The following is a 25,184-nucleotide window of genomic DNA, read 5'->3' on the forward strand; positions in this document are numbered from 1 at the left end:
GATCACCTCAAAGCCCACCACCCCGCGGGGCTCTGTCCATCATCGCGGCGATGCCTGAGCCGTACGACATGTTCACGAGGCTCGTCGCCTACACCGGCATGCGCCCCGAGGAAGCGACTGGCCTGACGCTCGCGGACGTCGACACGGACGAAGGCACCATCCACGTCCGCGCGGTCATGGTCGAGACGGGCGAGGGCCTGTTCCGGGAGGAGTTCACGAAGTCGGACAAGAGTCGACGCCTGATTGACCTCGACAGCACGACCCTGGCTTACCTGACCCGCTACCTCGCCGCTCACCGCAAGCGCGCCCTCGCGTGGTTCGCGGAGCACCCCGAGCATGTTCATCCGGGTGACGCGCTGCCCCTCTTCGTCGGGTGTGGGGTGGGAGGACGGACACACCTTCCGCCCGTGGAGCGTCTCGAGTTCTCCAAGCCGATGCGGTACTCAGCGTTCAACAAGCGCCACTGGTCGAAGGCCCTTAAATCGGCTGCTGTCCCGCGCATCCGGTTCTACGACCTGAGGCACGCGGACGTGAGTCGTCAAGTTGACCGCATCGGCCAGGACGGCGCTTTCACACTCAAAGAGATTCAGGAGCGCTACGGCCACAGCAGCGCCGTCATGACGCTCGACCGCTACGCCCATAGCGGCAAGCCCGACCGCGCTGCTCGTCGCAGGGCTCTGGACGCAATGTTCGTCCCCAAGGGCACCAACGTCACCCCGATCGCTAGCAAGCGCAGAAGTTAGCCGCACCCGAGGAGGAATCTCTTCCATCCTTCAAGCGCGTTTGGCGTGAGCACGCTGAGCGATCTTCCGTGCGCCGGTCGCGTTCATTCGCCAGCTCGCGAACTGCACACTGATCCCGAACCGGCGCGCAACCTCTTCGTCGCCCACCTTGTTGTAGGCGAGCCGCCGGGCAGCTTCTGTCGGTAGGAGCAGCTCGCCGCTCAACTCGGCGGCTTCGTCCTCGTGCTCCTTGTTCATCACGCGACACTTGCCCGAGTCAGTGAGGGTCGCCGAGAACGGATGCTCCAGCACCACGTGCGAAATCTCGTGGCTTGCGGTGGAGACACGTCGCTCAGGCAAGTGTGTGTCGTTCTCAACGATGACCGTGCTTCCGTCACTGCAGGGAATCAACGCTCCCGAGAAGACCTCAGGGCGATCGACGGTGAAGTGGTGCATGGCGTCGGCATCGCATGCCAACTCCGACAAGGGGATGACATCTATCCCGTATAACTCGGCTAGTTCATAGGGGTCGAAACGCTCGTGCGGCGAGACATCGACCTCCCGGCGAAGCTCCGCTGCGAGCCTCTTGAGCTGCGACTTGTTCACTCACGCTCTCCTCGCTTGGCGGACGCGCGGCGAAGTGTCGCCTGGATGACCTCGTTTAGGTACTCGATGTCGTCCTCATCGAGGTCTTTCCGCGCACGGAGCAGGGGCGCCAGCTCCGCCATGAGTTCCGGCTTGTTCTGTGGATCCTCGTCTACAAGGAACCTCTCAGCCGGCATGCCGAGCCAAGTCACCAACGTCATGAAGCCCTCCGCGTCCGGCTTGTACCCATTTCGCAAACGGGACAGCAGGGATGGCGTTACGCCAATCTCGGTGGCGAGCTGTCGCCACGACAGCCCTCTCTTGATCCGTGTCTGGTCGAGCGCGTCTCTCAGCGCGCGCTCGTCGATCTTCGTCTTCGCCATAGGTCGCTCCGGGCAGTCGAGGGGTGGGCAGACTCGCCGAGTGTGTCACTTTCGGACCAGTGGTTGCATGTCGACGCGCAGGTTTGATACTTTCGACACAGTGATCCGATATCGGCTCACCCAACTGAAGGAGATGACATGTCGACTGCGCTCGGCACCACGGCCCGCACGGGTCAGACCTGCCCGGAGAGCGGCGTATGGGAGGTCGTAGGTACCCCCTCGACCACCGCACCGATCGCCAAGGGCAACACCATGCCGCCGTACAACGGCAAGGCCGTCACCTGGAAGCTCATCCAGAAGGCCTGACGCAACGGCAGCCCGATCGCGATCATCATGCAGAGAGGAGGTGATGGCGATGCCAAAGAAGAGCAGTAGCAGTAGCGGCAAGCGCGGCCGCAGTGCAGCCACAGGGCGGTTCGTGAAGCAGTCCACGGTCAAGAGCAGCCCGAAGACGACGGTCAACGAGAGCACCAAGAAGGGTCGCTGACGAGCGACAAGCATCGAGCCCCGCTCGTTCCGAAGTGGTTGTAACACCTCGGCAGGAGTGGGGCTCATTGCTATCTAAGCACTTTCAGGAAGCTGAGTCACTAGCCGGGCGCGTCACGAGGTGAAGTGAGTTCTGGATAGGCTCGCCTGCCGAGGGGCGGTAGCTCAGTTGGTTAGAGCAGACGACTCATAATCGTCCAGGCGCGGGTTCAAGTCCCGCCCGCCCCACCAGAAAACCGAGTGAATGGCTGACTCTCCTGGCAGGATGACTGCATGACTCAGGATGAGGACCCGTGGGCGGCGCCGCCTCAGAAGCACCAGGTCTTCTTCATCTCGCCCATCGGTGAGGACGGTTCTGAGGCACGCAAGGCGGCGGATCAAACATTGCGCCACCTGGTGCGCAAGGCTCTCCCTGAGGCGCAGTACACGGTGGAGCGTGCAGACGAAGACAAGCATCCTGGAGCCATCACCCCTCGCATCCTGGGCAAGATCATTGACGCCGACGTGGTCTTGGCAGACCTCAGCGGCTTCAATCCGAACGTGTTCTACGAGCTTGCGGTTGCTCACGGACACCACAAGCCTGTGGTCCACATGCAGCGATCCGATGAACGGCCAGCCTTCGACGTCAAGGACATGCGGATTGTCCGCTACCAGCTATCAGACCCCGACAAGCTAGAAGCAGCAGTCACGGAACTTCGTGGACAGACCTCGCTGGCACTGAGCAGCAGCGACGTGATCGAAACGCCGCTCACCGCGACCGGGAAGTTTCAAGCTCTTGATCAGAGCGCCGACCCACAGGCAGAAGTTGCCGAACGGCTGGCAGCGATCGAACAGCGCTTGACTCCCCAGCGTTCTGCCCCGGCCTCTCGGGTTCGCTCGGTCGACGACACGTTTGCCGTGGCGCGGTGGGTAGAGGCCCAACTGAAGGAGAAGGCCTTCACCCGAGAAGACATCGCAACCTTGAAGTCTGCGGACACGAGCGCGTGGTTCGACGACTGGGTGGATGGCTTGGTGGAGCGTTTCGCGACCGAGGAAAGCGATCCTTGGAAATCGCCGGCCCCGAGTGCTGGCGCTCCTGCTGGGACCGACCCGTGGGACGCTCCCGGCGTGGGAACCGAAGAACCGCCCTTCTAGAGCTGGAAGAGGGCGGGAATAGACGATCTCGCCACGAAGGGCCGTCAACAAGCGGGAGGTCCGGTTCCGGGCCATGCACGGGCGCGGAGCGGGGTCCCGAGGGTCCCCCGAGAGCGCCCGGCCCGGTCGCGGTGCGTTCGACCTCCACGAGTCGGCAGACGTCGTCGTGACCCGCTCGTGAACCGAGGTGAACCGAGGTGGGCCTCGCCGATTGGAGTAGCGCGGGAGTAGCGCGCTAGGCCCGAAGCCTGCCGATCTACGCCTGCAAACGGGTCAGGGAGCGACGATTATGAGTCCTCTGCTCTAACCGACTGAGCTACCGCCCCTCGGTGGGCGAGCCTAGCGGCGTCCCCGCGGCACCGGACGCTCAGCCGCCTTGCACCAGCCGGTCCCCCAGCTCGGAGCGCAGGTAGAGCACCGCTCGACCGTGTCGCGCCGAGGTGAGGAGGCCCGCGGCGCGCAGGGCGCGCAGGTGCTGGTTGACCGCGCTCGTGGTGACGCCGAGCCGCACCCCCAGTTCGGTGGAGGAGACCGGGGAGTCCAGCACCATGAGCAGCTGCGTGCGAGCGGTTCCGAGCACCTCGGCGAGCGCCGGCGGTCCCGCCACACGGGCATCGGGCAGCCAGAGGGTGCCGACGCCGCGGGCGGCGTACATGACCTGGGGCGGCTGCTCGGCCGTGATCGGCGTGGACCCGCCTCGCGAGAAGATGGAGGGCACCAGCGTGAGCCCCGCGCCCGTCCGGCGGTAGCCGCCTGGCCCGCTCGTCGAGACCTGGACCACGTTGTCGACCAGACGCACCCGCGCGCTGAGGTCGTCGAACATCGCCGCCAGCCCACGCTGCGCGATGACCCGTCCCCGATGGGCGACGTCCCCCTCGAGGACGGTCCTCATCCGCGGCCACCAGGGCTCGAAGCAGCTGTCCCAGAAGTCCCGCACCGCTCGCACCACGCGGGCAAGCACGCGGTCGATCCGTCCGGCCAGGACCGGAGGCAACGGGTCGTGGACCTCGAGCAGCTTGGCGCGCACCAGCCGACCGGGAAGCGCGGAGACCCTGGCCAGCTCGTCGTCGAAGCGGGTGAGCGGGGAGCTGGGCAGCGGGTGCAGGAAGTCCGGCGTCCACAGCCGATCGTTGGTCAGGGCGGTCAGCACCTCGGTGTCGAGTCCGCTCCGGACCGACTCGGTCATCCGCAGCCATGGCAGGTGCTGCGGATAGCGCCCCGGGTCCCGGAAGACCCTCAGTCCCAGCCCGAGCTCGTTGAGCGGTGAGATCGCGAAGCGGACGGCGCCGAGGTCCAGGCCCTCCAACTCGTACTCGATCATGTAGCCATACGCTACATCGGTGGCGCCGCACCTCGCCGACGTGGGACAACAGGGCACGTGCTGAAGCGGACCCTCCTGCCCGATGACTCGGTCGCCCGCGCCCTGTCCCTGGCGACGATGGCAGCCTCCCTCTCCACGGGGCTCTTCTACAGCGTCAGCGCGCTCTACTTCACCACCGTCATCGGGCTCTCGGCCACCACCGTGGGGGCTGGCCTGACGATCGCGGGGGCCGCCGGGGTGGCGGGGTCGTACGGCGGGGGCCGGCTCGCCGACCGGTTCGGTCCCGATCGGGTGCAGCAGGTCGCGACCGTCGTGCAGGCCCTGGCCATCCTCGCCTACGCCGCAGCCGACAGCGCCCTCTCGTTCGTGCTCGTCGCCTGCGCGGCCGTCGCGTCCCGCGCGGTGCAGGGCACGGCGAAGCAGACCTTGCTCGCGCGCTGGTTCACAGGTCCCGACCGGGTCCAGGTCCGCGCCCGGCTCCGGGTCGTGACCAACGTCTTCATCGGCCTCGGCACCGCGCTCGCCGCGGTCGCGCTGCTGGTCGGCACCGCCACGGCGTACCGCACCACCCTGGTCGTGGTGGGCGCGGGCACGCTGCTCGCGGCCGTGCCGCTCGGCGGTCTGCGGGGCCGGGTGGCCGGGCTCGCCGCAGCGCTGCGCCCGGTCCGGGGTCGGCACGCCGCCCCGGACCTTCCACGCGGCCGCTCCCCGCTCAGGGACCGCACCTACCTCGCGACGACCGCGCTCACCTCGGTGATGGCGATGCAGTTCGGCCTCCAGAACGTCGGCGTCCCGCTCTGGGTCGCCCACCACACCGAGGCGCCGGACGTCATGGTCTCGGTGCTGCTCCTGCTCAACACCGTGCTGGTGGCGCTGCTGCAGGTGCGTGCCTCGCGCGGCACGCACGAGGTCGCCACCGCCGGACGCGCCGTACGCCGCGCAGGGCTCCTCCTGGCGCTGGCCTGCCTGCTACTGGCCGCCTCCGGCACGGTCGGGGTCGTGGCGGCCGTCGTCCTGCTGCTCGTCGCCGAGGTGACCAGCACGATGGCCGAGATCCTCTCCGAGGCAGGCACCTGGGGATTGGCCTTCGAGCTGGCCGACCCGCTCAGCGCCGGCGCCTACCAGGGGGTGAGCCAGATGGGCTACTCGGTGGCTGGCATGGTCGCACCGCTGGTCATCACCGTCACCGCGATCGACCGCGGCACGCCGGGGTGGCTGTTCCTCGGGTCGGTGTTCGTCACCGCCGGCGTGCTCGTCGCCCTGGTCGCGGCGCGCGCGTCCCGAGCGACGTTCGTCGCGCCCCCCGCGGGGGCGACCGCCGGGGCCTCAGCGCTCAGGTGAGGACGACGATCTTTCCTCCGGCGGTGTCGGACTCCATGACCCGATGCGCCTCCTGGATGTCGTCGATGCCGAAGACCCGCCCGATCGGGACGGCGACCTCACCGGCCGCGACGGCGTCCAGGAAGTCCTGCAGCACGGCCTCGGGGAGGTCGGTGGCGTCGCCGGTGTAGCCGGTCAGGCGCACGCCGCTCGGGATGTCCCCGGTCGGGTAGAAGTCGTGCAGGAGCCACTGGTTCGAGAGCATCCCCGACACACACACGGTGCCGTGCACGCGGGTGGCGCGCAGGCAGTCGAGGACGGTGGGCGTGCCGACGAGGTCGAGGGCGGCGTCCACGCCGCCCGGGACGATCGCCCGCACCTCCTCGGCCAGCGGTCCCTCGTCGACCAGCACGTGGTCGGCCCCGAGCTCGCGCAGCCGCTCGGCGCTCGCCGGGTTGCGGGTCGTCGACACGACCGAGAGCCCCCACCGCTTGGCGAGCACGGTCGCCGCCATGCCGACGCTCGAGGTGCCGCCGCGCACCAACAGCGTCTGCCCGGGCTGCACGTCGAGGCCCACGGTCAGGGACCCGTACGCCGTCTGCAGCATCTCGGGCACGGCACCGAGGGTCGACCACGGCAGGTCGCTCGCGAACGGGACCGCCTGACGCACCGGCACGCAGGTGTACTCGGCGTAGCCGCCGTCGTACTGCCGGCCCATCCCGCCCATCATCACGGCCACCTGCCGGCCCTCCGCCAGCTCGCCACCGGGGCAGCTCACGACCTCGCCGGTCGCCTCGATGCCCAGGACCCGGGGGAAGGTGACACCTTCGGCCAAGCCCAGGCGGGTGTGCAGCTCGGATCGGTTGAGGCCGAACGCGCGCACGCGCACCAGCACCCAGCCGGGCGCCGGCACGGGCACCGGCAGCTCATGCAGCCGCAGCCCCTCGACCGGGCCCGGCGCGTCCAGCACGACCGCCTTCATGCGCCGACCTCCTCGGACTGGAGGGCGCGCAGGATCCGGTCGAGCTCGGCCAGATCCGCCGCCGGCAACCGCGCGCCCAGGCGCCGGCCCAGCTCGGCGCCGAGATCCGGGACCACGTCGCCGAGGAGCCGCCGTCCGGCCGCGGTCACCTCCAGGAGCGACGAGCGCCGGTCCTGCGGGTCGACGGTGCGCACCACGTGACCGGCTGCGACCAGCCGGTCCACCGCCTTGCTCGCTCCCCCGACGCTGATGTGCAGGGCGGACACGATGTCCTGCACCCGGCAGCCGTCGGTCTCCGCCACCACCTGCAGCACCGTCACGTGCGTGAGAGCGACGCCATGTCGCCGACGCACCCGCTGGTCCACCCCGTTCCACAGCTGCGTCTGCACCCGCACCAGCCGGGTGAACGTCGCGTACAGCCTCAGGTCGTCGCTCTCGCTCATGACGACCTCAAGCGTCGGCACCCGAGATACATTCCCTGGAATCTAAATCGCCGGCTGCCTGTTCGCCCGCGGGAGCGCCGGCCCCTCGGTGGTCGAGGTGCGAGGAGCGCCAGCGACGAGCCTCGAGACCCCCTGGTCGGCAACCATCCACGCGTGGTCGGGTTTCGAGGCTCGCTGCGCTCGCACCTCAACCACCGAAGCCGGCCGCTGCGCTCGGACCTCAGCCGCCGGAGCTGGCGCTGACGGTCTCGTCCTCGGGGTGGTAGGCGCAGGCGTCCTCGGTGTCCTCGTCCGGCTTGTCGGCCTTCGGCGGCGTGGGCCCGCCGGGCTTGGGCTTCGGGTGCAGCGCGCGCTGGACGGTCTCGTGCAGGTAGTCGTAGTCGGGGTCGCCGGAGAAGAACTTCTCCGAGCTCTTGAACACCACCGACTTCACCTTCGCCTCCTTGACCTCGAGCGCGAGCTCAACGAACGCGGGCGCGATGTCCAGCGGGATGTCGGTGTAGACGACCTCCTTGCCGGCCTTCGCGAGGTCGAGGTAGCGGGTGAGCAGGGTGACGGGGTCGGCCGCCTCGACGATCGCGTCGACCATGCAGCGCTGCCGCTCCATCCGCTCGTAGTCGTCGGAGCCCCAGCGCCCGCGGGCGAACCACAGCGCGTGGTACCCGTCGAGGTGCTGGTCCGGGCCGGGCTCGAGGTAGCCGATGGGCGGGATCCCGGCGTCGGTGTTGCCCTCGATCGCGACCGGCTCGTTGATGTTGACCGTCACCCCGCCCATGGCGTCGACGACCTGCTTGAAGCCGGACAGGTTGGCGAGCAGGTAGTAGTCCACCCGCACGCCGAGGCTCCCCGCGACCGCCTGCTTGATCGCGTCGGCGCCCTCGTTGTCGCTCTTGCCGAGGACGCCTGGGTGACGCTCAGGGATCTGCCCGTAGACGGCGTTGAGCATATAGAAGCCCGCCTCGGACTCCGCGGTCCCGACGCCGTAGCCGTCCGGGTAGAGGTCGTGCAGGGGGCTGGACTCGGGGAACTGCGCGTACATCATGTTGCGCGGCAGGCTGAACATCACCGTCTTGCCGGTGCGGGTGTCCATGCTGACGAGGATCACGGTGTCGGTGCGGACGCCGGTGCGGCCCTCGCCGGCGTCGCCGCCCAGGAGCAGCACGTTGACCCGGCGGCGACCACCCCACGGGTCCTTCTCGCTGACGCCGCCAGGGCGCGTCGCGCTGGCGTTGCCGTCGAAGACCGTCTTGACCAGGTCCGCCTGCGCCAAGGCGTAGCGCGACGCCATCGCGCCCGGGACCAGCACCGCGAGGCAGAGCAGCCCTACGGCGGTGTTGCCGACCGCGGTGTGCCAGCGCGGCCGCGTGCGCGGGCGCACCAGCCGGTAGGACGTCAGCACCACGAAGACCCACACCAGGACGCCTGCGGCCAGCAGGGCCGCGGCCAGCTTCAGCCGGGTCGGGTCGAACGCGAGGTCGATGGAGGTGCGGACGTCGCGGCCGAAGTACCACGCGACGCCGCCCAGCAGCGCGAGCCAGATGCCCAGCACGACGGCGCCCAGCGCCCTCCGGCCGGCGTAGAGGTAGCCAGAGCCTGGGAAGACGGCGCCCAGCAGCGTGAGCCCCAGGGTCCCCGGCAGCCCCGCCGTACGCCGCCGGCGCGGCCGCAGTGCCCGCGACCCGCCCTCGCGACGGCGGCGTCGCCACAGCGGCGGCCGGGCCGCGCGCTTGGCGCGTCGGACCCCACGGCGAGCGCCGGTGGCGGCCTGGTCAGACATGTCGACCCCGTCGAGGAAGTGGTGTGAGGCGGCGCTCGCCACGAGCCGAGCGCACCGAAAATACCATCGCGAGGTGCCCCGCACGGGTCTACACGGGCGCTCGCCGCTGGCATGCTCGACCTATGAGCACTCCCCCGCCGCCCCTGGAGCCCGTCGACGAGACGTGGGACCGCGCGCTGTGCGTGGTTGCCCACCCCGACGACCTGGAGTTCGGGAGTGCCGCCGCCGTCGCTCGCTGGACCGGCCAGGGCAAGACGGTCGGCTACTGCATGGTCACCAGCGGCGAGGCCGGGATCGACGGCCTCGAGCCCCGTGAGTGTCGCCGGGTCCGCGAGGCCGAGCAGATCTCCTCTGCGGCGCTCGTCGGCGTGCCCGAGGTGACCTTCCTCGGGCTGCCCGACGGCGTCCTCGAGTACGGCGTGGGCCTGCGGGAGGCCATCGCCCTGGAGGTCCGGCGCTTCCGCCCCGACATCGTCGTCACCGGCAACTTCCGCGAGACCTGGGGTGGGCGCAACCTCAACCAGGCCGACCACATCGCCGTCGGACGGGCGGTGGTGGACGCCGTGCGCGACGCCGGCAACCGCTGGGTCTTCCCCGACCAGCTGACCGCTGGGCTCGAGCCCTGGGGCGGGGTGCGCGAGGTCTGGGCCGCCGGCTCGCCACAGAGCACGCACGGCGTCGACACCACCGACACCTTCGACGCCGGTGTCGCGTCGCTGGAGGCGCACGCCGCCTACATCGACGGGCTCGGCTGGGAGCACTTCGACCCCCGCGAGTTCCTGGAGGGCTTCGCCCGCCAGGCCGGTCAGCGGATGGGCGTGGCCCTCGCGGCGTCGTTCGAGGTGTTCCCGATGGGGTTCGGCGAGTAGCGGTCAGCCGAGCCGCCCGGTGAGCAGGGCGTGCCGGTCGGCGCTGGCCTCGTCGAGGCCCACGATGCGCGCGGTCTTGCCCTTGCGCTCGTACTTGGTCGTGATCGCGTCCAGCGTGGCGACGGTGGAGGCGTCCCAGATGTGGGCGCCGCTCAGGTCGATCACCACGTCCTCGGGGTCCTCGGCGTACTCGAACTGTGTGTAGAGGTCGTTGCTGGACGCGAAGAACAGGGCCCCGGTGACCCGGTAGACCGCGCGGGTGGTGCCGTCCGCCAGGACCCCCAGCTCGCGGTGGGTCTCGGTCACGTGGGCCACCCGGCGCGCGAAGAGCGTCATCGCGACCAGCACGCCGGCGATCACCCCGATCGCGAGGTTCTGCGTGACGACCACGACCACCACGGTGGCCACCATGACCGTCGTCTCCGAGCGCGGCATCCGGCGCAGCGTCGAGGGACGGACGCTGTGCCAGTCGAAGGTCCCGACCGAGACCATGATCATCACCGCGACCAGGGCGCCCATGGGGATGATCGCCACCACGTCGCCGAAGCCGACCACGAGGACGAGCAGGAAGACGCCCGCGAGGAAGGTGGAGATCCGGGTGCGGGCCCCCGAGACCTTCACGTTGATCATCGTCTGGCCGATCATCGCGCAGCCGCCCATGCCGCCGAAGCAGCCGGTGACGAGGTTGGCCACGCCCTGCCCCCACGCCTCGCGGGTCTTGTCCGAGTGGGTGTCGGTGACGTCGTCGACCAGCTTAGCCGTCAGCAGCGACTCCAGCAGCCCGACCAGCGCCATGCCCACGGCGTACGGCGCGATGATGCGCACGGTGTCCAGCGTGAGGGGGACGTCGGGAAGGAACAGGGCCGGCAGGCTGTCCGGCAGCTCCCCCTCGTCCCCGACGTCGGGCACCGACACGGCGGCCAGCACCGTGAAGCCGGTGAGGACCACGATCGCCACGAGCGGGGCGGGGACCACGGCGGTGACGCGCGGCAGCCCCACGATGATCGCCAGACCCACGGCGATCATCGGGTAGACCAGGAGCGGCACGTCGACCACGTGCGGCACCTGCGCGAGGAGGACCAGGATCGCCAGGGAGTTGACGAAGCCGACCATCACCGAGCGCGGGATGAACCGCATCAGCCTCGCGACCCCGGCGAGGCCGAGCGCGACCTGGATCGCGCCGCCGAGCAGCACGGTGGCGATGAGGTAGTCGTAGCCGTGGTCACGCATCACCGGCGCCACCACCAGCGCGACCGCGCCCGTGGCGGCCGAGATCATTGCGGGGCGGCCGCCGAGGAAGGCGATCGTCACGGCCATCGTGAACGAGGCGAACAGCCCGACCCGCGGGTCGACCCCCGCGATGATCGAGAACGAGATCGCCTCGGGGATGAGCGCCAGTGCGACCACCAGCCCGGCGAGGACCTCGGTGCGCAGCAGCCGCGGCGACCGGAGGGCGCTGCGGACGGTGACGGGTGTGCTCACGGGTGCCTTCGACGGTCGGTACGACGCGAAGCGGCCCGGCCGGCGAGCGCTGCTCGCGGGCCGGGCCGTCTCTCTGCGCTCCCCCGGTTGGACTCGAACCAACGACATCCTGATTAACAGTCAAGCGCTCTGCCAGCTGAGCTACAGGGGATCGCGCCGTCCGGCGATGGACAGCGCGGCAACTTTAGCAAGGGCGGCGACGGGGTCGAAATCGGGATCGGCACAGCGCCCTGCGGCGGCGATCAGCCGAGGTGGACCTCGTCCGCGGCATCGGCCAGCGCTCGCTCGGACACCTCGCGGACCAGGGGGTCGTCGGGGTCGATACCGGCGTCGTACTCCAGGAGCCACGCGATCTCGCCACGGGAGTGCGGCGCCCGGCGCGCGATGACGCGCACGCCCTTGCGTCCGCGCACGGCGACGTGGCGCTGGAGCACGATGCTGGCTGTGACCCGCTCGCGCACGAGCTCCAGCAGGCGCCCCGGCTCGTCGAGGACGACCCGGTGGGTGGGCCGCTCCTGGCCCCAGGTCCCCACCTCGCTCACCCGAAGCACCGAGGTGTCGCGGTCCCACTCGGCGGCCTCGACGTCCTCCCACGGGATGCGGCGCTCCCCCAGGTAGAGCGCTTGACGGGTGCCGCCGACGGTCTGGCCGTCGGCGCCGACGGCCCAGGCGAGGAGCCGCTCCCCCGGCTCGACCGCCAGGTCGGGGGGCGATCCCCGCAGCCTCGATAGCCGCAGCCTCATTCGGTCCCCGCCATCCGGTCGCGCAGGTGGCGCCGGTGCTGCTCGAGGGCGGCGAGCTCGCCGAACATCTTGTTGTACTCGGCCGGGTGCTCCACCGGGTTGGTGCGCTGCAGGCGCGACTTGACCGCCGCGATGCGCCGCTGCGCGGTGAGCTCGAGCAGCTTGAAGACGTAGGAGCCGACGTAGGCCGCGTCCGGCTCGCGCATCAGCGGCTCCACGCCCAACGCGCTGATCGCCGACGAGACCGCCGGGTCCTGAGCCGAGTCGCGCAGCTTGGTCGACCAGCCGGGGTCGGCGGAGCCGGCGGCGAGACCCCCGGCCGCCTCGACCAGCTCCCACACCCCGCGGTAGGTCGGGTGGGTGAAGTCGTTGGGCCCGATGTCGGCGGTGGAGCGCCCGATCGCCATCGGGTGTTGAATCACCAGCTTGAGCGTCTCCCGCTCGATCGAGAAGCGCGGGTCGCGCAGATCGGGTACGGCGGGCCGGCTCGGCGCCTCGGGGGCGGGCTCGGCCTGGCCCCCGCGCGACACCGGGGCCGGCCGCTCGTCGCGCCGGGCGGGGCGGTTGGCCGCGCGGCGTACCTCGGTGCGGGCCTCGTCGACGTCGATGCCGATCATCCCGGCGATCTCGCGGGCGAACGCGTCGACCTTGGACTTGTCGCGGATGGCGGAGACCAGACGGGCGCTCTCGCGCAGCGCGTCGACGCGGCCGTCGGCGCGGTCGAGGTCGTACTTGCTCACGACGTTGCTGAGCACGAAGCGGTACAGCGGCACCCGGCGGGCGACCAGCTCGCGCACCGCCGCGTCGCCCTTCTTGATCCGCAGGTCGCAGGGGTCGAGACCATCCGGCTCGACGGCGACGTAGGTCTGGGAGACGAAGTTCTGGTCGCCGGCGAAGGTCTTGAGGGCGGCGTTCTGGCCGGCCTGGTCGCCGTCGAAGGTGAAGATCACCTCGCCGCGGAACTCCTCGTGGTCGTGCAGGAAGCGCCGCAGCACCCGGGTGTGCTCCTCCCCGAAGGCGGTGCCGCAGGAGGCGACCGCCGTGCCGACGCCGGCGAGGTGGCAGGCCATCACGTCGGTGTAGCCCTCGACCACGACCGCCTGCGAGGACCGCGCGATCTCGCGGCGCGCGAGGTCGATGCCGTAGAGGACCTGGCTCTTCTTGTAGAGCGGGGTCTCGGGGGTGTTGAGGTACTTGGCGTCGATCTTGTCGTCGTCGAGGATGCGGCGCGCGCCGAAGCCGATGGTGTCGCCGGTGGCGTCGCGGATCGGCCACAGCAGCCGCCCGCGGAACCGGTCGTACGCCGACCGCCCGATCGCCACCAGGCCGACCAGCGTCATCTCCTCCTGGCTGAAGCCGCGCCCGCGCAGGTGCCGCAGCAGCGCCTCGCCGTCGCTCGGCGCCCAGCCCATGCCGAACCGCTCCGCGACCTCCTGGTCGAACCCGCGCTCCACCAGGAACTGTCGCCCCGGCGCCGCGTCGGGAAGCGCGAGCTGCTCGGCGTAGAACTCCTGGGCGACCTTGTTGGCCTCGACCAGCCGCGCTCGCGGCGGGCCCTTCGGCCGCTGGTCGCGCTCGTCGCCGTCCTCGCGGCGCAGCTGGACGCCGACCTTGTCGGCCAGCCGCTCCACCGCCTCCCCGAACGAGAGGCCGTCGATCTTCATCAGGAAGGTGATGACGTCACCGCCCTCCTGGCAGCCGAAGCAGTGGAAGAACCCCCGCGACGGCGTGACGTGGAAGGACGGGGACTTCTCGTCGTGGAAGGGGCACAGGCCCTTCATCGAGCCGCCGCCGGCGTTGCGCAGGGTGACGTAGGAGGAGACCACGTCGTCGATGCGAGCCTTCTCGCGCACCTCTGCGATGTCGTCCTCGCGGATCCGGCCTGCCACGTGGTGATCCTAGTCGGGAGTCAGTACGAGCCGGACATGACGTTGCACAGGTCCTCGCCGGCGGCGAAGCGGCGCAGCTGGTCGCGGACCAGGCGGTGGACTCGCGGGTGCATGGCGCTGGTGACCCCGCCCACGTGGGGCGAGACGAGCAGGCCGGGGGCGTCCCACAGGGGGCTCTCGGCGGGCAGGGGCTCGGTGTCGACGACGTCCAGGGCGGCGGTGATCCGTCCGGTGTGGAGGGCGGCGACGAGGTCGTCGGTGCGGACGACGGCGCCGCGGGCCACGTTGACCAGCAGGGCGCCGTCCTTCAGGCGAGCCAGGAAGTCGGCGTCGACCAGGCCGCGGGTCTCCTCGGTGAGCGGCACGATGAGGATCACGACGTCGGCGTCCGGCAGCAGCGTGGGCAGGTCCGCGAGCGCGTGCACGCCCTCGCGGGCGGTGCGCGCCACCCGCGACACGGTGACCTCGAACGGCAGCAGTCGCCTCTCGATCGCCTGGCCGATAGCGCCGTGGCCGACCAGGAGGACGTGCTTGTCCGCGAGCGAGGGGCGCCACCCAGTCGTCCACTCGTGCCGGTCCTGGCTCCGTACGAAGTCGGGGATGCCGCGCAGCGACGCCAGGACCAGCGCCAAGGTGAGCTCGGCGGTCGAGGCGTCGTGGATGCCCCGACCGCTGCACAGGGTGACGCCGGCGGGGACCCTCGCGCGGACGTGGTCGACGCCGGCCGAGAGGGTCTGGATCACCCGCAGCGAGGTCATCTGCTCCAGGACGTCGGTCACCGAGGAGTCCATGCGGTACGGCGTGACGTAGAACGACACGTCGCCGACGGAGTCCGGCACCGAGACGGTCGGATCCACCACCTCGTAGCGCAGCCCCGCGGGCGGGTCGCCGAGCAGCTCGGGCTCGAACGGCAGCCACACGAGAGGGTCTGTCATGGGCGTCTCCTGAGTCGGGCGTGCCAGGCCACGGCGCTGGCGTCGGTGAGCGAGGCGACCTGGTCGACGACCACCCGCAGGCGAGCGGCGTCGTCGGGCGCGGCGGCCCAGTCGTCGGCGAACGGCCGGTCCAGCTCGCCGGGGGCGCGGTGGGCGAGGATGGCCACCAGCTCCATCATCAGCTCCCGCTCCAGCGCCATCGCGGCCAGCCGGTCGGGGGCACTCATGACGTAGTGGGCGGCGACGCCCTTGAGCACCGCCATCTCCAGCCTGGTCTCCTCGGGGACGACCAGCGAGCCCTCGTAGCGCACCAGCGGGCCGTCCCCGGCCGCGAGCGTCGCGTGCTGCACCGCGCCGCAGAAGCGGCCGATGAGGTCGCTGGTGAGGTTCTTCAGCGCCGCCAGGCTGCGCCGGCTGCCGTCGTACGGCGTCGTGGGCCAGCTGCCCTGCGTGCGCAGCCCGGCCAGCACCTGGTCGAGGGTGGCGTCGTCGGCGGCCGGGAGGTACCACGCGCGGACGGTGTCCCACACGGCCGGCAGCTCCATCGCCGTGAGGTCGATGCGCCCCGCGACGATGCCGTCCTCGACGTCGTGGACGGAGTAGGCGACGTCGTCGGCCAGATCCATCACCTGCGCCTCGACGCAGCGGCCCTCGCCGGCCCCCGCGCGCAGCCAGGCGAACACCTCCGCGTCGTCGGCGTAGACCCCGAACTTCGCCGGGTCCGGCCCGCCGCCGCGGGGCCAGGGGTACTTGGTGCAGGCGTCGAGGGTCGCCCGCGTCAGGTTGAGCCCGACCGAGCGGCCCTCGGCGTCGAAGGTCTTGGACTCCAGTCGGGTCAGGATGCGCAGGGTCTGCGCGTTGCCCTCGAAGCCGCCGCAGGCGGCGCTCAGGTCGTCGAGCACCCGCTCGCCGTTGTGGCCGAACGGCGGGTGCCCGAGGTCGTGGGCCAGCGCCGCCGTCTCGGCGAGGTCCGGCGCGCTGCCCAGCGCCCGGGACAGGTCGCGGGCGACCTGGGCCACCTCGAGGCTGTGGGTGAGCCGGTTGCGGGTGAAGTCGTCGCTCTGCGGCCCGACCACCTGCGTCTTGGCCGCCAGGCGCCGCGAGGCGGCGGCGTGGACCACGCGCGCCCGGTCCCGCTCGAACGGCGTGCGCACGGGCGCGTCCACCCGCTTGGGCGGCTCCTCGACGACCCGCTCGCGGGCGCGGTCGTCGTACAGGTCGAGGGCATCCATCGCCGCGACCCTAGTCCGCCGCGCCGACGCAGCGGCGCGCGGGCTCAGGCGCTGCTGCCCGGCTCCAGGCGGCTGCCGGCGTCGAGCGTCACGCCCGCGCCGACGGTGGAGCCGCGACCGACCAGGGTCACCACGTCGGAGTCCTCGGTGCCGGCCACGTCCGGCTCCCCCACGCGTGCGTCCGGCCCGATCTCGCAGAAGGTGTCGACGATCGACCAGTGCACCCGGGCTCCGCGGCGCACGACGGTGTCGCGGAAGACGACGCTGTCGTGGACCTCGGCTCCCGCCTCCACGACGACTCCGGGCCCGAGCACGCTGCGGCGTACGACGCCGGCGACCTCGGCGCCCGGGCTGACCAGGCTGTCCGCCACGTCGGCGCCCTGGAGGAAGCGGGCCGGGGCCCGCTGCGGCTGCCGGGTCAGGATCGGCCAGTCCGCGTGGCCCAGGACGTCGCGGTCGTCGGTCAGGAAGTCCTGGTGGGCCCGCAGGTAGAGGTGGGGCTGTCCGAGGTCGCGCCAGTACCCGTCCAGCGGGTGCGCGTAGGTGCGGCCGCGCTCGACCAGGCGGGGCAGCAGGTGGTCGCCGAAGTCCTCCAGGCCGGTGTCACCCGCCTCGCTCTCCCCGCCCAGCTCGCGGTGCAGCTCCTCGAGCACCTCGACCAGGACGGCCGGGTCGTAGACGAACACCTCCGTCGCGATGGTGCCGGTCGTCGGCTCCTCCGGCTTGTAGTCGAAGCCGGTCACCAGACCGTCGCCATCGGTCTCGACGGTCGCGTGGTTGCCGGCCTCCTCGACCGGGACCTCGGTCGTCACGACGGTGCACTCCGCGCCCGAGCTCCGGTGCGCTTCGATGGCGTCGGTGTAGTCCAGCCGGTAGACGTGGTCGGCGCTCATCACCAGGAGCGCGTCCGGCGCGTACGACGCGATCTGGTCGCGGATGCGGAACAGCTCGTCGGCGTTGCCCTTGGCGAAGCCCTCCTCGTCGAGGCTGCCGGTGCCCTCCTCGGGCATCAGCAGCCGCAGCCCGCCGCGGGAGCGGTCCAGGTCCCACGGCCGTCCGTTGGCCACCTGTTCCTCCAGCGTCCCGCCCTGGAACTGCACCGAGAGCCACACCTCGTCGACCCCGCTGTGGGTGAGGTTCGACAACGGCAGGTCGACGAGCTGGAAGACGCCCAGGAACGGCAGCGCGGGCTTGGCCCGCTCGCGGGTGAGGACGTCCATCCGGCCGCCGGCGCCGCCGGCCTGGATGATGGCGAGCACGCGGTCACGAGGCATGCCGCAGTCTGGCACGGGGGTGGTGGCGGGGTGTGGTCGGCGGCAGGGTTATCAGCAGATGCTGATAAACCTGACGTTCTGGGCACGAATAACGACCCAGAACGTCAGGGAAAGCCCCAGAAGCTCTGGCCGACGCGACCCAAACCGACCGCGGCAGGCTCAGTACTTGCCGAAGTTCTGCGTGTAGTACGGGCGGCCGTCGGCGTCCCAGGCCACGCCGATGCCCAGGTGGGTGTAGTCGCCGAGCAGGTTCTCGCGGTGCCCGGGACTGGCGATCCAGGCGTCGACGACCTCGCCGAGCGGGTAGCCGTAGGCGATGTTCTCGCCGGCCCGGGTCCAGCCGGACGGGTACTGCCCGGCGTAGTCGGGGTTGTGCTCGAACACGCCGGTGCGCGCCATACGCGCCGACCACCGCTGGGCCACGTCGTGCAGCGCGGCCATGGCCTTCAGGGCGGGCTTGCCCTGCGAGGCCCGGAACGCGTTGGTGTCGCGCAGAACGATGGCGCGGACCTCGCGGACCTGCGCCGTGGCGGCGGGCCGGGCGCCCCGGACCAGGACGACCCGGGAGGTCGCCGGCCGCAGCCGAGGAGTCTTCAGGACCCGCACCCGGAAGCGGTTGGCCCCGAGCCGCACCTGGGGAGCGAACGCGTAGGTGCGGTTGGGCCGGACCCGGCTCCGCTTGACCAGCACCCATCGCTCGCCCGCCTTGCGCTGCAGCACCACCGCCGCCCGAGCGGACGCGCCGCTCACCCGGCCGCTGAGGCGGACGCTCTTCGAGACCGGCACCTGCGCGGCCGCGGCGCGCAGCGTGACGGTGGTCGGCCCTGGCGCGGCCGAGGCCGGTGAGGCGACCAGAGCCGGTCCCAGTCCCACCCCGACGAGCAGGAGCAGCGTGAGGAGCGGGCGGGCGAGCAGGTGGTCACGAGGCATGCCGCAGTCTGGCACGGGTCGGGGGTGGGGTGCGGGTGGGCGGCAGGGTTATCAGCAGATGCTGAAAAACCTGTCGTTCTGGGCACGAACAACGGCCCAGAACGTCAGGAGAACACCCAGAACCTCCGGCCCAAAGCCGACGGCGGAGGCGGCCGCGGGAACCTCGGTCGGGTGCTGGCGCGTCTGACGAGCACAGGGCAGTGGCAGTACCCGAGGCGAGGGCGGTGGCGTGGATCAGGACGGCAGGGACGCCGAGTTCAGCGAGTACGTCGCCGCCCGCTGGGGCCGCCTCGTGCGGGCCGCCGTACTCCTCGGCTGCTCCCCCACCGAGGCCGAGGACGTCGTCCAGACGACCCTGACCAAGTGCCTGGTGAGCTGGGCGAAGGTGCGCAGGGCCGACGACCGCGACGCCTACGTCCATCGGGTGCTCATCAACACCTTCACCTCCGGGCGTCGGCGCCGTTGGACACGGGAGCGGCCCGTGGCCACGCTGCCCGAGGCGGACCACACCGACCACACCGGCGCCGCCGACGACACCACGACGTACGACGACGCCGACGCGATCGCGCGCTCCCTCGAGCGGCTGACGCCGGAGCAGCGGACGGCGGTCGTGCTCCGCTACTACTCCCATCTCACCGAGCGGCAGATGGCCGCGGCGCTCGGCATCGCCCCCGGGACCGTGAAGTCCCGACTGTCACGGGCGCTGAAGATCCTGGCCGCCGACCCCACCCTCTCCGACCTGCGAGGTGCCCGATGACCGACCAGGACCTGTCCGAGCTGCTGGAGCGCGCTGCGCAGCGCGTCGCCGTGGGCGGCGCCCCGTTGCCCCAGATGCTGGTTGACGGCGGACGGCTGCGCAGGCGGCGCGCGATGCTGCGCTCCCTCGTGGCCGCGGTGGCGGTCGTGGCCGTGGCCGGCGGCACCGCGCTGGCGAGCGCCGGCGACCCGGCGCCGTCCAAGGGCACCGACCCACTGCCGGCGGCCGATGTGCCGGCCGGGACCCGGCTCGTCGGCGTCGGTCATGCCGCCATCGCGGTGCCGGAGACGTGGTCGGTCAACGCGACCCGGTGCGGGGTGGCGACCGAGCCCACCGTGGTCATCGACGTCACGGTCGTCGAGACCTGTGCCTGGCTCGGCCCGCGGGTGTTCGACAACGTCTCGGTGGACCACGCGGGGACGCGGAGCCTGAGCGAGCCGCTCCAGGAGGCGGAGGTCGACGGCGTCGCGGTCCAGCGCGGTACGACGACCTGCGAGCCCACCGGCAACGGACTGCGCCGGTGCGTCGGTGGGGTCTTCGTGCCCTCGTCGAACGCGTTCTTCGAGGCGGAGGCCGCCTCGCGGGAGCGCGTCGACGAGATCCTCTCCTGGGTCCGCGTCGTCCCTGACCTGGTGGCGGTGCCGGGCTTCGAGTCCGTCAACCTGGACCACCAGGACGACGACTCGGCGGCGCACTACCGCGCCGACCTGGAGCGGGCCGGGCTCGAGGTGGAGGTCGTCACCCAGCGCCAGCCCGGCGGCAAGCCCGGGTACGTGCTCGGGGTGCGCCCCGCGCCCGGCGCGATGCTCGAGCCGGGCGGAGTCGTCACCGTGACCGAGGTCGCCGAGCCGCGCGGTCCGGCCGACGAGGTGCGCGTGGAGGTCAACTCGGTCGGTCCGGGCGACCGCATGGACTACCGCGGCCGCACCGACGCGCAGATCCGCGCCGGCACGACCATCCGCCTGCCCGTGGGGGCGAGGATCTGGGCCTACGGCGACGGCCGGCGGATCGGCACGCTCGCGGGCGCGGTGACGGGCTCTGCGCTGGCGCTGGACGACTGGCAGGAAGGGCCGAACTACGGCCGCTCGTGGAAGGCGGTCGCCCCGGGCCGCAGCACGCTCACCCTCACCATCACCGCCGACGGTCGATCGGTCACCATCGGCACCGTCACCGTGCAGGTCGGCTGAGCCGCGTCGCGGTCAGTACGTCGTGACGTGCACGTGGTCGTAGTGGTTGGCCGTGCTCGAGCCGCGGTCGGACATCGCCCGCCAGCCCTCGCCGGAGCGCTCCACGGACCAGATCCGCTGCGAGTAGATCAGGTAGCTGACGCCGAGCTCGGCGTAGTGCTCGCGCACGAACTCCGCGACCTGGTAGCCGAGGTCCCCGGACACCATGATGTCGACGGCGATGCCCTGGCCGTGCTCCCCGTCGCTGCGGAAGGTCCCGTAGGTCGTGATCGAGGGGAACGCCGCGCACACGGCGGCGTGCACCTGCTTGACGTTCTCACTGACGCCGCTGGGCACCGAGGTGCCGTTGGTGCAGTCGCCGCCGAGGGCGAAGGGCTCCTCGTTCGTGAGGTAGCCGGTGGTCACCCAGCGCGACTTGCCCGCGACGACGATCTCGTCGCGGCCGTAGAGCGTGCGCCCCGTCACGAGCACCTTCTCCCCAGCCTCGATCTCGCCGACCTGACGCGCCTTCGCGGTGGGGTCGGTCCACAGGTTCAGGGTGCTGGCGATCCACAGACGGTCGTCCGCCTCGGCAATGGCGCGGCGGGTCGACTCCGAGGACATCGTGACCTCGCTCTTCGACATCATGCTGGTGAGCTCGCCGCGGCCGGCACCACGGCTCACCGTCTTCTCCCGCTTGGCGGGGGCGGAGGCCGACGCGGAGGCCGGCGTGGACGTGGAGGGGGAGGCGGAGGCGGACGCGGCGGCGGTGAGGTCGTCGGTGCTACTCGGCTCGCCGGTGAGGACCCCGAGGGTCACCGCGCTGGCGGTCGCCAGGACGGCGAGCGGGCCGGCGATGACGGCGGCGCGGGGCATACGGCGGGCATGGGTCTCCCGCTTGTGGCGATGATCTGCCACAGCGCTGAATCCTTCGCTGTTGCTGACAGGGACTGTGCCCTGCCGCACGAGGCGGCCGGGCACGAGTCCCGACTAAAGCACAGTGCGCGGGGCCTGTCCCAATTCCGTGCCAGTTTTCCGCAGGTGTTCCGAGTCACCCGCCGGTGGTCTCGGAGGCGTCCTCGCGCAGCAGGCAGTCGGTGCCGTCGGCGTCGTCGAGCCAGCCCTCGGGCAATGCGACCCGGCTGCGGGGCGATCCCTGGCGCCCGCGCGGGGTGCCGAGGGCGTCGCGCGGGAACGGCTCGTGCGGGTCGAGTACGGCGAGCAGCCGGTCGAGGTCGTCGAGCGTCTCCACCATCGCCAGCGAGCGGCGCAGGTCCCCGCCGGCCGCGAAGCCCTTGAGGTACCAGGAGACGTGCTTGCGGAACTCCTTGCAGCCACGCTCCTCGCCCATGTGCCGGGACAGCAGGTCCGCATGGCGGCGCATCATCGCGGCGACCTCGCCGAGGGTGGGCAGGGTGGCGACGCTCTCGCCGGCGAAGGCGGCCGCGAGGTCGCGAAACAGCCAGGGCCGGCCCAGGCAGCCGCGCCCGACCACGACGCCCGCGACGCCGGTCTCCTCCACCATGCGCACCGCGTCGGCGGCCTCCCAGATGTCGCCGTTGCCGAGCACCGGGATGTCGACGTGCTCGACGAGCCGCGCGATGGCCTCCCAGTCGGCCTGCCCGGAGTAGGACTGCGCCACCGTCCGTCCGTGCAGGGCGATCGCGGCCACCCCGGACTCCTGTGCGATCCGGCCGGCGTCGAGGTAGGTCAGGTGGTCGTCGTCGATGCCCTTGCGGGTCTTCATGGTGACCGGGACGCCGTACGGCGAGGCGGCGGCCACCGCGTGCTCCAGGATCTGGCCGAGCAGCCCGCGCTTCCACGGTAGGGCCCCGCCGCCGCCCTTGCGGGTCACCTTGGGGACGGGGCAGCCGAAGTTGAGGTCGATGTGCGCGACGCCGTACTCGCCGCACAGGATCTCGGCGGCCTTGCCGACGTAGACCGGGTCGGTGCCGTAGAGCTGGACCGAGCGGGTGGTCTCGAGCTCGTCGAACACCAGCATCTTCAGCGTCGTCTCGTCGCGCTCGACCAGCCCCCGCGAGGTGATCATCTCGCAGACGAACAGGCCGGGGGCCCCCTGCGCGCGCATCTGGTCCAGGCACAGGCGGCGGTAGGCCGCGTTGGTGATGCCCGCCATCGGCGCGAGCACCACGGGCGTCTCGACGTGAAGCGACCCGAGGGTCAGCGAGGACGGCAGAGCGGTCATGGCGCCATTGTCCCGTCCGGTCGCACCGCGGCCCAAACCCACCTGCTCAGGCGCCGCCCTTGCCCTTGCCCTTCTTGGGCTTGGGCTTGGGCTTGGTGATCTTGTTGATCTTGCCGGTCCAGGTGATCGGGTTGAACTCCTGCGAGGGCCGGAACGCCACCGCCTTGAGCCTGGTCTTCGCCGGCGCCAGGAACACCAGGCACGCCTGGTGGGTGGCGCCGGGGCGGAACCGGCGCGGGAACGGCAGGCTCGGGCAGGGCTTGAAGCTGCCCTCGAACGTCGAGGCCTCGATCAGCCGGTTGCCCGAGTCGACGCCGTAGAGCGGGACCGCGCGGCCCCCGAGGTCGGACGCCCCGACGTTGGTCACCGTGGCGTAGACGAAGTAGGGGGTGGTCGAGCCGACCTGGTCGGAGAGCCGCCAGCCGGAGAACGACTCCTGGAACGTGGTCCTGACGATCCGCCTGACGGTCACGTCGAGCGCGCCCACGATGCCCTGGCGCGGGCGGTAGGCGACGACGGCCTGCTCCCCCAGCCTGAGCCTGCTGCCCGGCTCGGTCAGCTCGACGCCGTCGGGCACCGACAGGTACGGCTCCTCGGTGGGTGTCGGCGTGGGCGACGCCGCCTGGCTGGTGCTCTCCCCCGACCCGTCCGGGTCGTCGCCGGAGTCGCCCGAATCCTCCGAGCAGCCCACGAGGACGGCGCACATCAGCACCAGACTGCTGATCAGGACTACGGGGCGCACCATCCCTTCATTGTGCACCCCTGCGACTCAGCAGCCGAGGAAGCGCTCCGCGAAGTAGCCCGAGATGCGGTCGAGGCCGATGCGCTCCTGCTCCATGGTGTCGCGCGAGCGCACCGTGACCGCATCGTCCTCGAGGGTGTCGAAGTCGACGGTCACGCAGTACGGCGTACCGATCTCGTCCTGGCGGCGGTAGCGCTTGCCGATCGCGCCGGCGTCGTCGAAGTCGACGTTCCAGAAGCGCCGCAGCTCGGCGGCCAGGTCACGCGCCTTGGGCGAGAGGTCGGCGTTGCGGCTCAACGGGAGCACCGCCACCTTGACCGGGGCCAGGCGGGGGTCGAGGCGCAGCACGGCCCGGGTGTCGACGCCGCCCTTGGTGTTGGGCGCCTCGTCGACGTCGTAGGCGTCGATCAGGAACGCCATCAGCGAGCGGGTCAGGCCGGCGGCCGGCTCGATGACGTACGGCACGTAGCGCTCGCCGCTGGCCTGGTCGAAGTACGACAGGTCCTTGCCGGAGAACTTGCTGTGCTGGGTCAGGTCGTAGTCGGTGCGGTTGGCGATGCCCTCGAGCTCCTCGAAGCCGCGCTGGGAGAAGCCGAAGTTGTACTCGATGTCGACGGTCCGCTTGGCGTAGTGACTGAGCTTCTCCTTCGGGTGCTCGAAGTGGCGCAGGTTGTCGGGGTCGATGCCGAGGTCGATGTACCAGGCGGTGCGCTGGTCGATCCAGTACTGGTGCAGCTCCTCGTCCTCACCGGGCTTGACGAAGTACTCCATCTCCATCTGCTCGAACTCGCGGGTGCGGAAGATGAAGTTGCCCGGGGTGATCTCGTTGCGGAAGGACTTGCCGATCTGGGCGATCCCGAACGGCGGCTTCTGCCGGCTCGTGGTCACCACGTTGGCGAAGTTGAGGAAGATGCCCTGCGCGGTCTCGGGACGCAGGTAGTGCAGCCCGGACTCGTCCTCGATCACGCCGAGGTAGGTCTTGAGCATCATGTTGAAGGGCCGGGGCTCGGTCCACGCGCCGCGGGTGCCGCAGTTGGGGCAGGCCAGCTCCTTGAGGTCGACGGAGTCCGGGTCGTCGATGCCCTTCTTGGCGGCGTAGTCCTCCTGCATGTGGTCGGCGCGGAAGCGCTTGTGGCAGGACTGGCACTCGGTCAGCGGGTCGCTGAAGGTGCCGATGTGGCCCGAGGCCTCCCAGGTGCGGGTCGGCAGGATCACGCTGGAGTCGAGGCCCACCACGTCCTGGCGGGCGGTCACCATCGCCTTCCACCACTGGCGCTTGATGTTCTCCTTCAGCTCCACGCCGAGCGGGCCGTAGTCCCAGGCGGACTTGGTGCCGCCGTAGATGTCCCCGCACGGGTAGACGAACCCGCGCCGCTTGCAAAGGGAGACGACCTGGTCGAGTGCGGTTGCCGGCTTCTGTGCCACGTAGGTGCTCCTGCTCGATGGGCCGACTGGCTGCCGGTCCCGGAACGGCTCAGCCTAACGACCGGGTGGACTCGACATTGAGCACGGTCCCCGGCTCGACCACCTCGTAGGCGCTGGGCTCGTCCACCGCCCTGCTCAGCAGCGGCACGGCGCCGAGCTTCACGTCGTAGGACGACAGCGCCCGGCGATAGGCGCCCACGTGCTCCCAGCGCGTGGTCAGCACCCACAGCGTGGGGTCGTCGAGGTTGCGGCCGATCGTGCCGCCGACATACCCCGGCCGCTGCGCGAGCAGCCCGTGCGCGGCCTCCAGCTCGGCCCGGAACGCGTCGCGCTCCCCCGCGTCCACCCGGAACCTGCTCACCACCAGCATGCGCCGAGCCT

At 71.1% G+C, this 25,184-nt stretch carries 25 protein-coding genes and 2 tRNA genes; 8 read left to right on the forward strand and 19 right to left on the reverse strand.

Annotation, left to right across the window (positions count from 1 at the left end; genetic code table 11):
- The first annotated feature begins 50 nt into the window (after positions 1–50).
- Positions 51–743 carry a site-specific integrase gene (locus LQ940_RS13610; RefSeq protein WP_231244958.1) on the forward strand — a complete coding sequence of 231 codons (693 nt, stop codon included), beginning with the start codon at positions 51–53 and terminating at the stop codon, positions 741–743.
- A 30-nt stretch (positions 744–773) separates the two neighbouring features.
- Here the strand turns inward: LQ940_RS13610 and LQ940_RS13615 are convergent, their stop codons facing one another.
- Both LQ940_RS13615 and LQ940_RS13620 read right to left on the reverse strand, forming a co-directional pair.
- Complete coding sequence (locus LQ940_RS13615; protein WP_231244957.1) at positions 774–1,328, reverse strand: ImmA/IrrE family metallo-endopeptidase; 555 nt, start codon at positions 1,326–1,328, stop codon at positions 774–776.
- Positions 1,325–1,690: a helix-turn-helix domain-containing protein gene (locus LQ940_RS13620; RefSeq protein WP_231244956.1), complete on the reverse strand. Its 366-nt coding sequence runs from the start codon at positions 1,688–1,690 to the stop codon at positions 1,325–1,327. Before LQ940_RS13620 ends, LQ940_RS13615 begins: the two co-directional genes overlap by 4 nt.
- Before the next feature lie 138 nt (positions 1,691–1,828).
- Between LQ940_RS13620 and LQ940_RS13625 the strand changes: the two genes are divergently transcribed.
- The 3 genes from LQ940_RS13625 (at position 1,829) to LQ940_RS13635 (ending at position 3,310) form a co-directional block, all read left to right on the forward strand.
- Positions 1,829–1,996 carry a hypothetical protein gene (locus LQ940_RS13625; RefSeq protein WP_231244955.1) on the forward strand — a complete coding sequence of 56 codons (168 nt, stop codon included), beginning with the start codon at positions 1,829–1,831 and terminating at the stop codon, positions 1,994–1,996.
- Positions 1,997–2,330: 334 nt separating this feature from the next.
- Positions 2,331–2,407: transfer RNA gene (locus LQ940_RS13630), tRNA-Ile, on the forward strand.
- 42 nt (positions 2,408–2,449) lie between these two features.
- Positions 2,450–3,310 (forward strand): nucleoside 2-deoxyribosyltransferase, encoded by an 861-nt coding sequence (locus LQ940_RS13635; protein WP_231244954.1) that lies wholly within the window; start codon positions 2,450–2,452, stop codon positions 3,308–3,310.
- A gap of 367 nt (positions 3,311–3,677) precedes the next feature.
- Here the strand turns inward: LQ940_RS13635 and LQ940_RS13640 are convergent, their stop codons facing one another.
- A complete protein-coding gene (locus LQ940_RS13640; RefSeq protein WP_231244953.1) occupies positions 3,678–4,631 on the reverse strand; it encodes an ArsR/SmtB family transcription factor in 954 nt (317 codons plus the stop codon).
- A 57-nt stretch (positions 4,632–4,688) separates the two neighbouring features.
- Between LQ940_RS13640 and LQ940_RS13645 the strand changes: the two genes are divergently transcribed.
- The gene (locus tag LQ940_RS13645) at positions 4,689–5,972 is read left to right on the forward strand and encodes an MFS transporter (RefSeq protein WP_231244952.1); all 1,284 of its coding nucleotides are present in this window, start codon (positions 4,689–4,691) and stop codon (positions 5,970–5,972) included.
- Here LQ940_RS13645 and LQ940_RS13650 read toward each other — a convergent pair.
- The 3 genes from LQ940_RS13650 to LQ940_RS13660 form a co-directional block, all read right to left on the reverse strand.
- Positions 5,965–6,933 (reverse strand): zinc-binding alcohol dehydrogenase family protein, encoded by a 969-nt coding sequence (locus LQ940_RS13650; RefSeq protein ID WP_231244951.1) that lies wholly within the window; start codon positions 6,931–6,933, stop codon positions 5,965–5,967. The genes LQ940_RS13645 and LQ940_RS13650 overlap by 8 nt on opposite strands.
- Positions 6,930–7,376 (reverse strand): MarR family winged helix-turn-helix transcriptional regulator, encoded by a 447-nt coding sequence (locus LQ940_RS13655; RefSeq protein WP_231244950.1) that lies wholly within the window; start codon positions 7,374–7,376, stop codon positions 6,930–6,932. The genes LQ940_RS13650 and LQ940_RS13655 overlap by 4 nt, the downstream gene beginning before the upstream one ends.
- Before the next feature lie 220 nt (positions 7,377–7,596).
- On the reverse strand, positions 7,597–9,153 hold the full coding sequence (locus LQ940_RS13660) for an LCP family protein (RefSeq protein ID WP_231244949.1): 1,557 nt from the start codon (positions 9,151–9,153) through the stop codon (positions 7,597–7,599).
- Between the two features lie 122 nt (positions 9,154–9,275).
- Here LQ940_RS13660 and LQ940_RS13665 point away from each other — a divergent pair, with 122 nt between their 5' ends.
- Positions 9,276–10,022, forward strand: a complete 747-nt coding sequence (locus LQ940_RS13665; RefSeq protein WP_231244948.1) for a PIG-L deacetylase family protein — start codon at positions 9,276–9,278, stop codon at positions 10,020–10,022.
- A gap of 3 nt (positions 10,023–10,025) precedes the next feature.
- Here the strand turns inward: LQ940_RS13665 and LQ940_RS13670 are convergent, their stop codons facing one another.
- The 8 genes from LQ940_RS13670 to LQ940_RS13705 all read right to left on the reverse strand — a co-directional run bounded on the left by LQ940_RS13670 (position 10,026) and on the right by LQ940_RS13705 (position 18,507).
- Positions 10,026–11,504 carry a SulP family inorganic anion transporter gene (locus tag LQ940_RS13670; protein ID WP_231244947.1) on the reverse strand — a complete coding sequence of 493 codons (1,479 nt, stop codon included), beginning with the start codon at positions 11,502–11,504 and terminating at the stop codon, positions 10,026–10,028.
- A gap of 78 nt (positions 11,505–11,582) precedes the next feature.
- Positions 11,583–11,655: transfer RNA gene (locus LQ940_RS13675), tRNA-Asn, on the reverse strand.
- Between the two features lie 91 nt (positions 11,656–11,746).
- Positions 11,747–12,247 carry a hypothetical protein gene (locus LQ940_RS13680; protein WP_231244946.1) on the reverse strand — a complete coding sequence of 167 codons (501 nt, stop codon included), beginning with the start codon at positions 12,245–12,247 and terminating at the stop codon, positions 11,747–11,749.
- On the reverse strand, positions 12,244–14,136 hold the full coding sequence (dnaG, locus tag LQ940_RS13685; RefSeq protein WP_231244945.1) for a DNA primase: 1,893 nt from the start codon (positions 14,134–14,136) through the stop codon (positions 12,244–12,246). The genes LQ940_RS13680 and dnaG overlap by 4 nt, the downstream gene beginning before the upstream one ends.
- 20 nt (positions 14,137–14,156) lie before the next feature.
- Entirely contained in the window at positions 14,157–15,071 is a 915-nt protein-coding gene (locus LQ940_RS13690) for a 2-hydroxyacid dehydrogenase (RefSeq protein WP_231244944.1), read from the reverse strand.
- Positions 15,068–16,303: a deoxyguanosinetriphosphate triphosphohydrolase gene (locus LQ940_RS13695; RefSeq protein ID WP_231244943.1), complete on the reverse strand. Its 1,236-nt coding sequence runs from the start codon at positions 16,301–16,303 to the stop codon at positions 15,068–15,070. The genes LQ940_RS13690 and LQ940_RS13695 overlap by 4 nt, the downstream gene beginning before the upstream one ends.
- A 44-nt stretch (positions 16,304–16,347) precedes the next feature.
- Positions 16,348–17,577, reverse strand: a complete 1,230-nt coding sequence (locus LQ940_RS13700; RefSeq protein ID WP_231244942.1) for a glucose-1-phosphate adenylyltransferase family protein — start codon at positions 17,575–17,577, stop codon at positions 16,348–16,350.
- A gap of 159 nt (positions 17,578–17,736) precedes the next feature.
- Positions 17,737–18,507 carry a CAP domain-containing protein gene (locus LQ940_RS13705; protein ID WP_231244941.1) on the reverse strand — a complete coding sequence of 257 codons (771 nt, stop codon included), beginning with the start codon at positions 18,505–18,507 and terminating at the stop codon, positions 17,737–17,739.
- A 229-nt stretch (positions 18,508–18,736) separates the two neighbouring features.
- On the opposite strand from LQ940_RS13705, the gene LQ940_RS13710 reads away from it, so the two are divergent.
- Together LQ940_RS13710 and LQ940_RS13715 are read left to right on the forward strand one after the other, a co-directional pair.
- Positions 18,737–19,264, forward strand: coding sequence for a SigE family RNA polymerase sigma factor (locus tag LQ940_RS13710; protein ID WP_231244940.1), 528 nt, complete (start codon positions 18,737–18,739; stop codon positions 19,262–19,264).
- Positions 19,261–20,451, forward strand: a complete 1,191-nt coding sequence (locus tag LQ940_RS13715) for a PASTA domain-containing protein (RefSeq protein ID WP_231244939.1) — start codon at positions 19,261–19,263, stop codon at positions 20,449–20,451. Before LQ940_RS13710 ends, LQ940_RS13715 begins: the two co-directional genes overlap by 4 nt.
- 12 nt (positions 20,452–20,463) lie before the next feature.
- Here LQ940_RS13715 and LQ940_RS13720 read toward each other — a convergent pair whose 3' ends face one another.
- The 5 genes from LQ940_RS13720 to LQ940_RS13740 form a co-directional block, all read right to left on the reverse strand.
- Positions 20,464–21,348 (reverse strand): mucin-2 protein, encoded by an 885-nt coding sequence (locus LQ940_RS13720; RefSeq protein WP_231244938.1) that lies wholly within the window; start codon positions 21,346–21,348, stop codon positions 20,464–20,466.
- A 133-nt stretch (positions 21,349–21,481) separates the two neighbouring features.
- Positions 21,482–22,636, reverse strand: coding sequence for a tRNA dihydrouridine synthase DusB (gene dusB, locus LQ940_RS13725; protein WP_231244937.1), 1,155 nt, complete (start codon positions 22,634–22,636; stop codon positions 21,482–21,484).
- A 46-nt stretch (positions 22,637–22,682) separates the two neighbouring features.
- Positions 22,683–23,381: a hypothetical protein gene (locus LQ940_RS13730; protein ID WP_231244936.1), complete on the reverse strand. Its 699-nt coding sequence runs from the start codon at positions 23,379–23,381 to the stop codon at positions 22,683–22,685.
- A 24-nt stretch (positions 23,382–23,405) separates the two neighbouring features.
- Positions 23,406–24,803, reverse strand: a complete 1,398-nt coding sequence (locus LQ940_RS13735; protein WP_231244935.1) for a glycine--tRNA ligase — start codon at positions 24,801–24,803, stop codon at positions 23,406–23,408.
- Between the two features lie 49 nt (positions 24,804–24,852).
- Entirely contained in the window at positions 24,853–25,173 is a 321-nt protein-coding gene (locus LQ940_RS13740; RefSeq protein ID WP_231244934.1) for an antibiotic biosynthesis monooxygenase family protein, read from the reverse strand.
- Positions 25,174–25,184 lie beyond the last annotated feature (11 nt).

This window comes from Nocardioides sp. cx-173, from assembly GCF_021117365.1.
In the GTDB taxonomy this organism is placed as follows: Bacteria; Actinomycetota; Actinomycetes; order Propionibacteriales; family Nocardioidaceae; genus Nocardioides.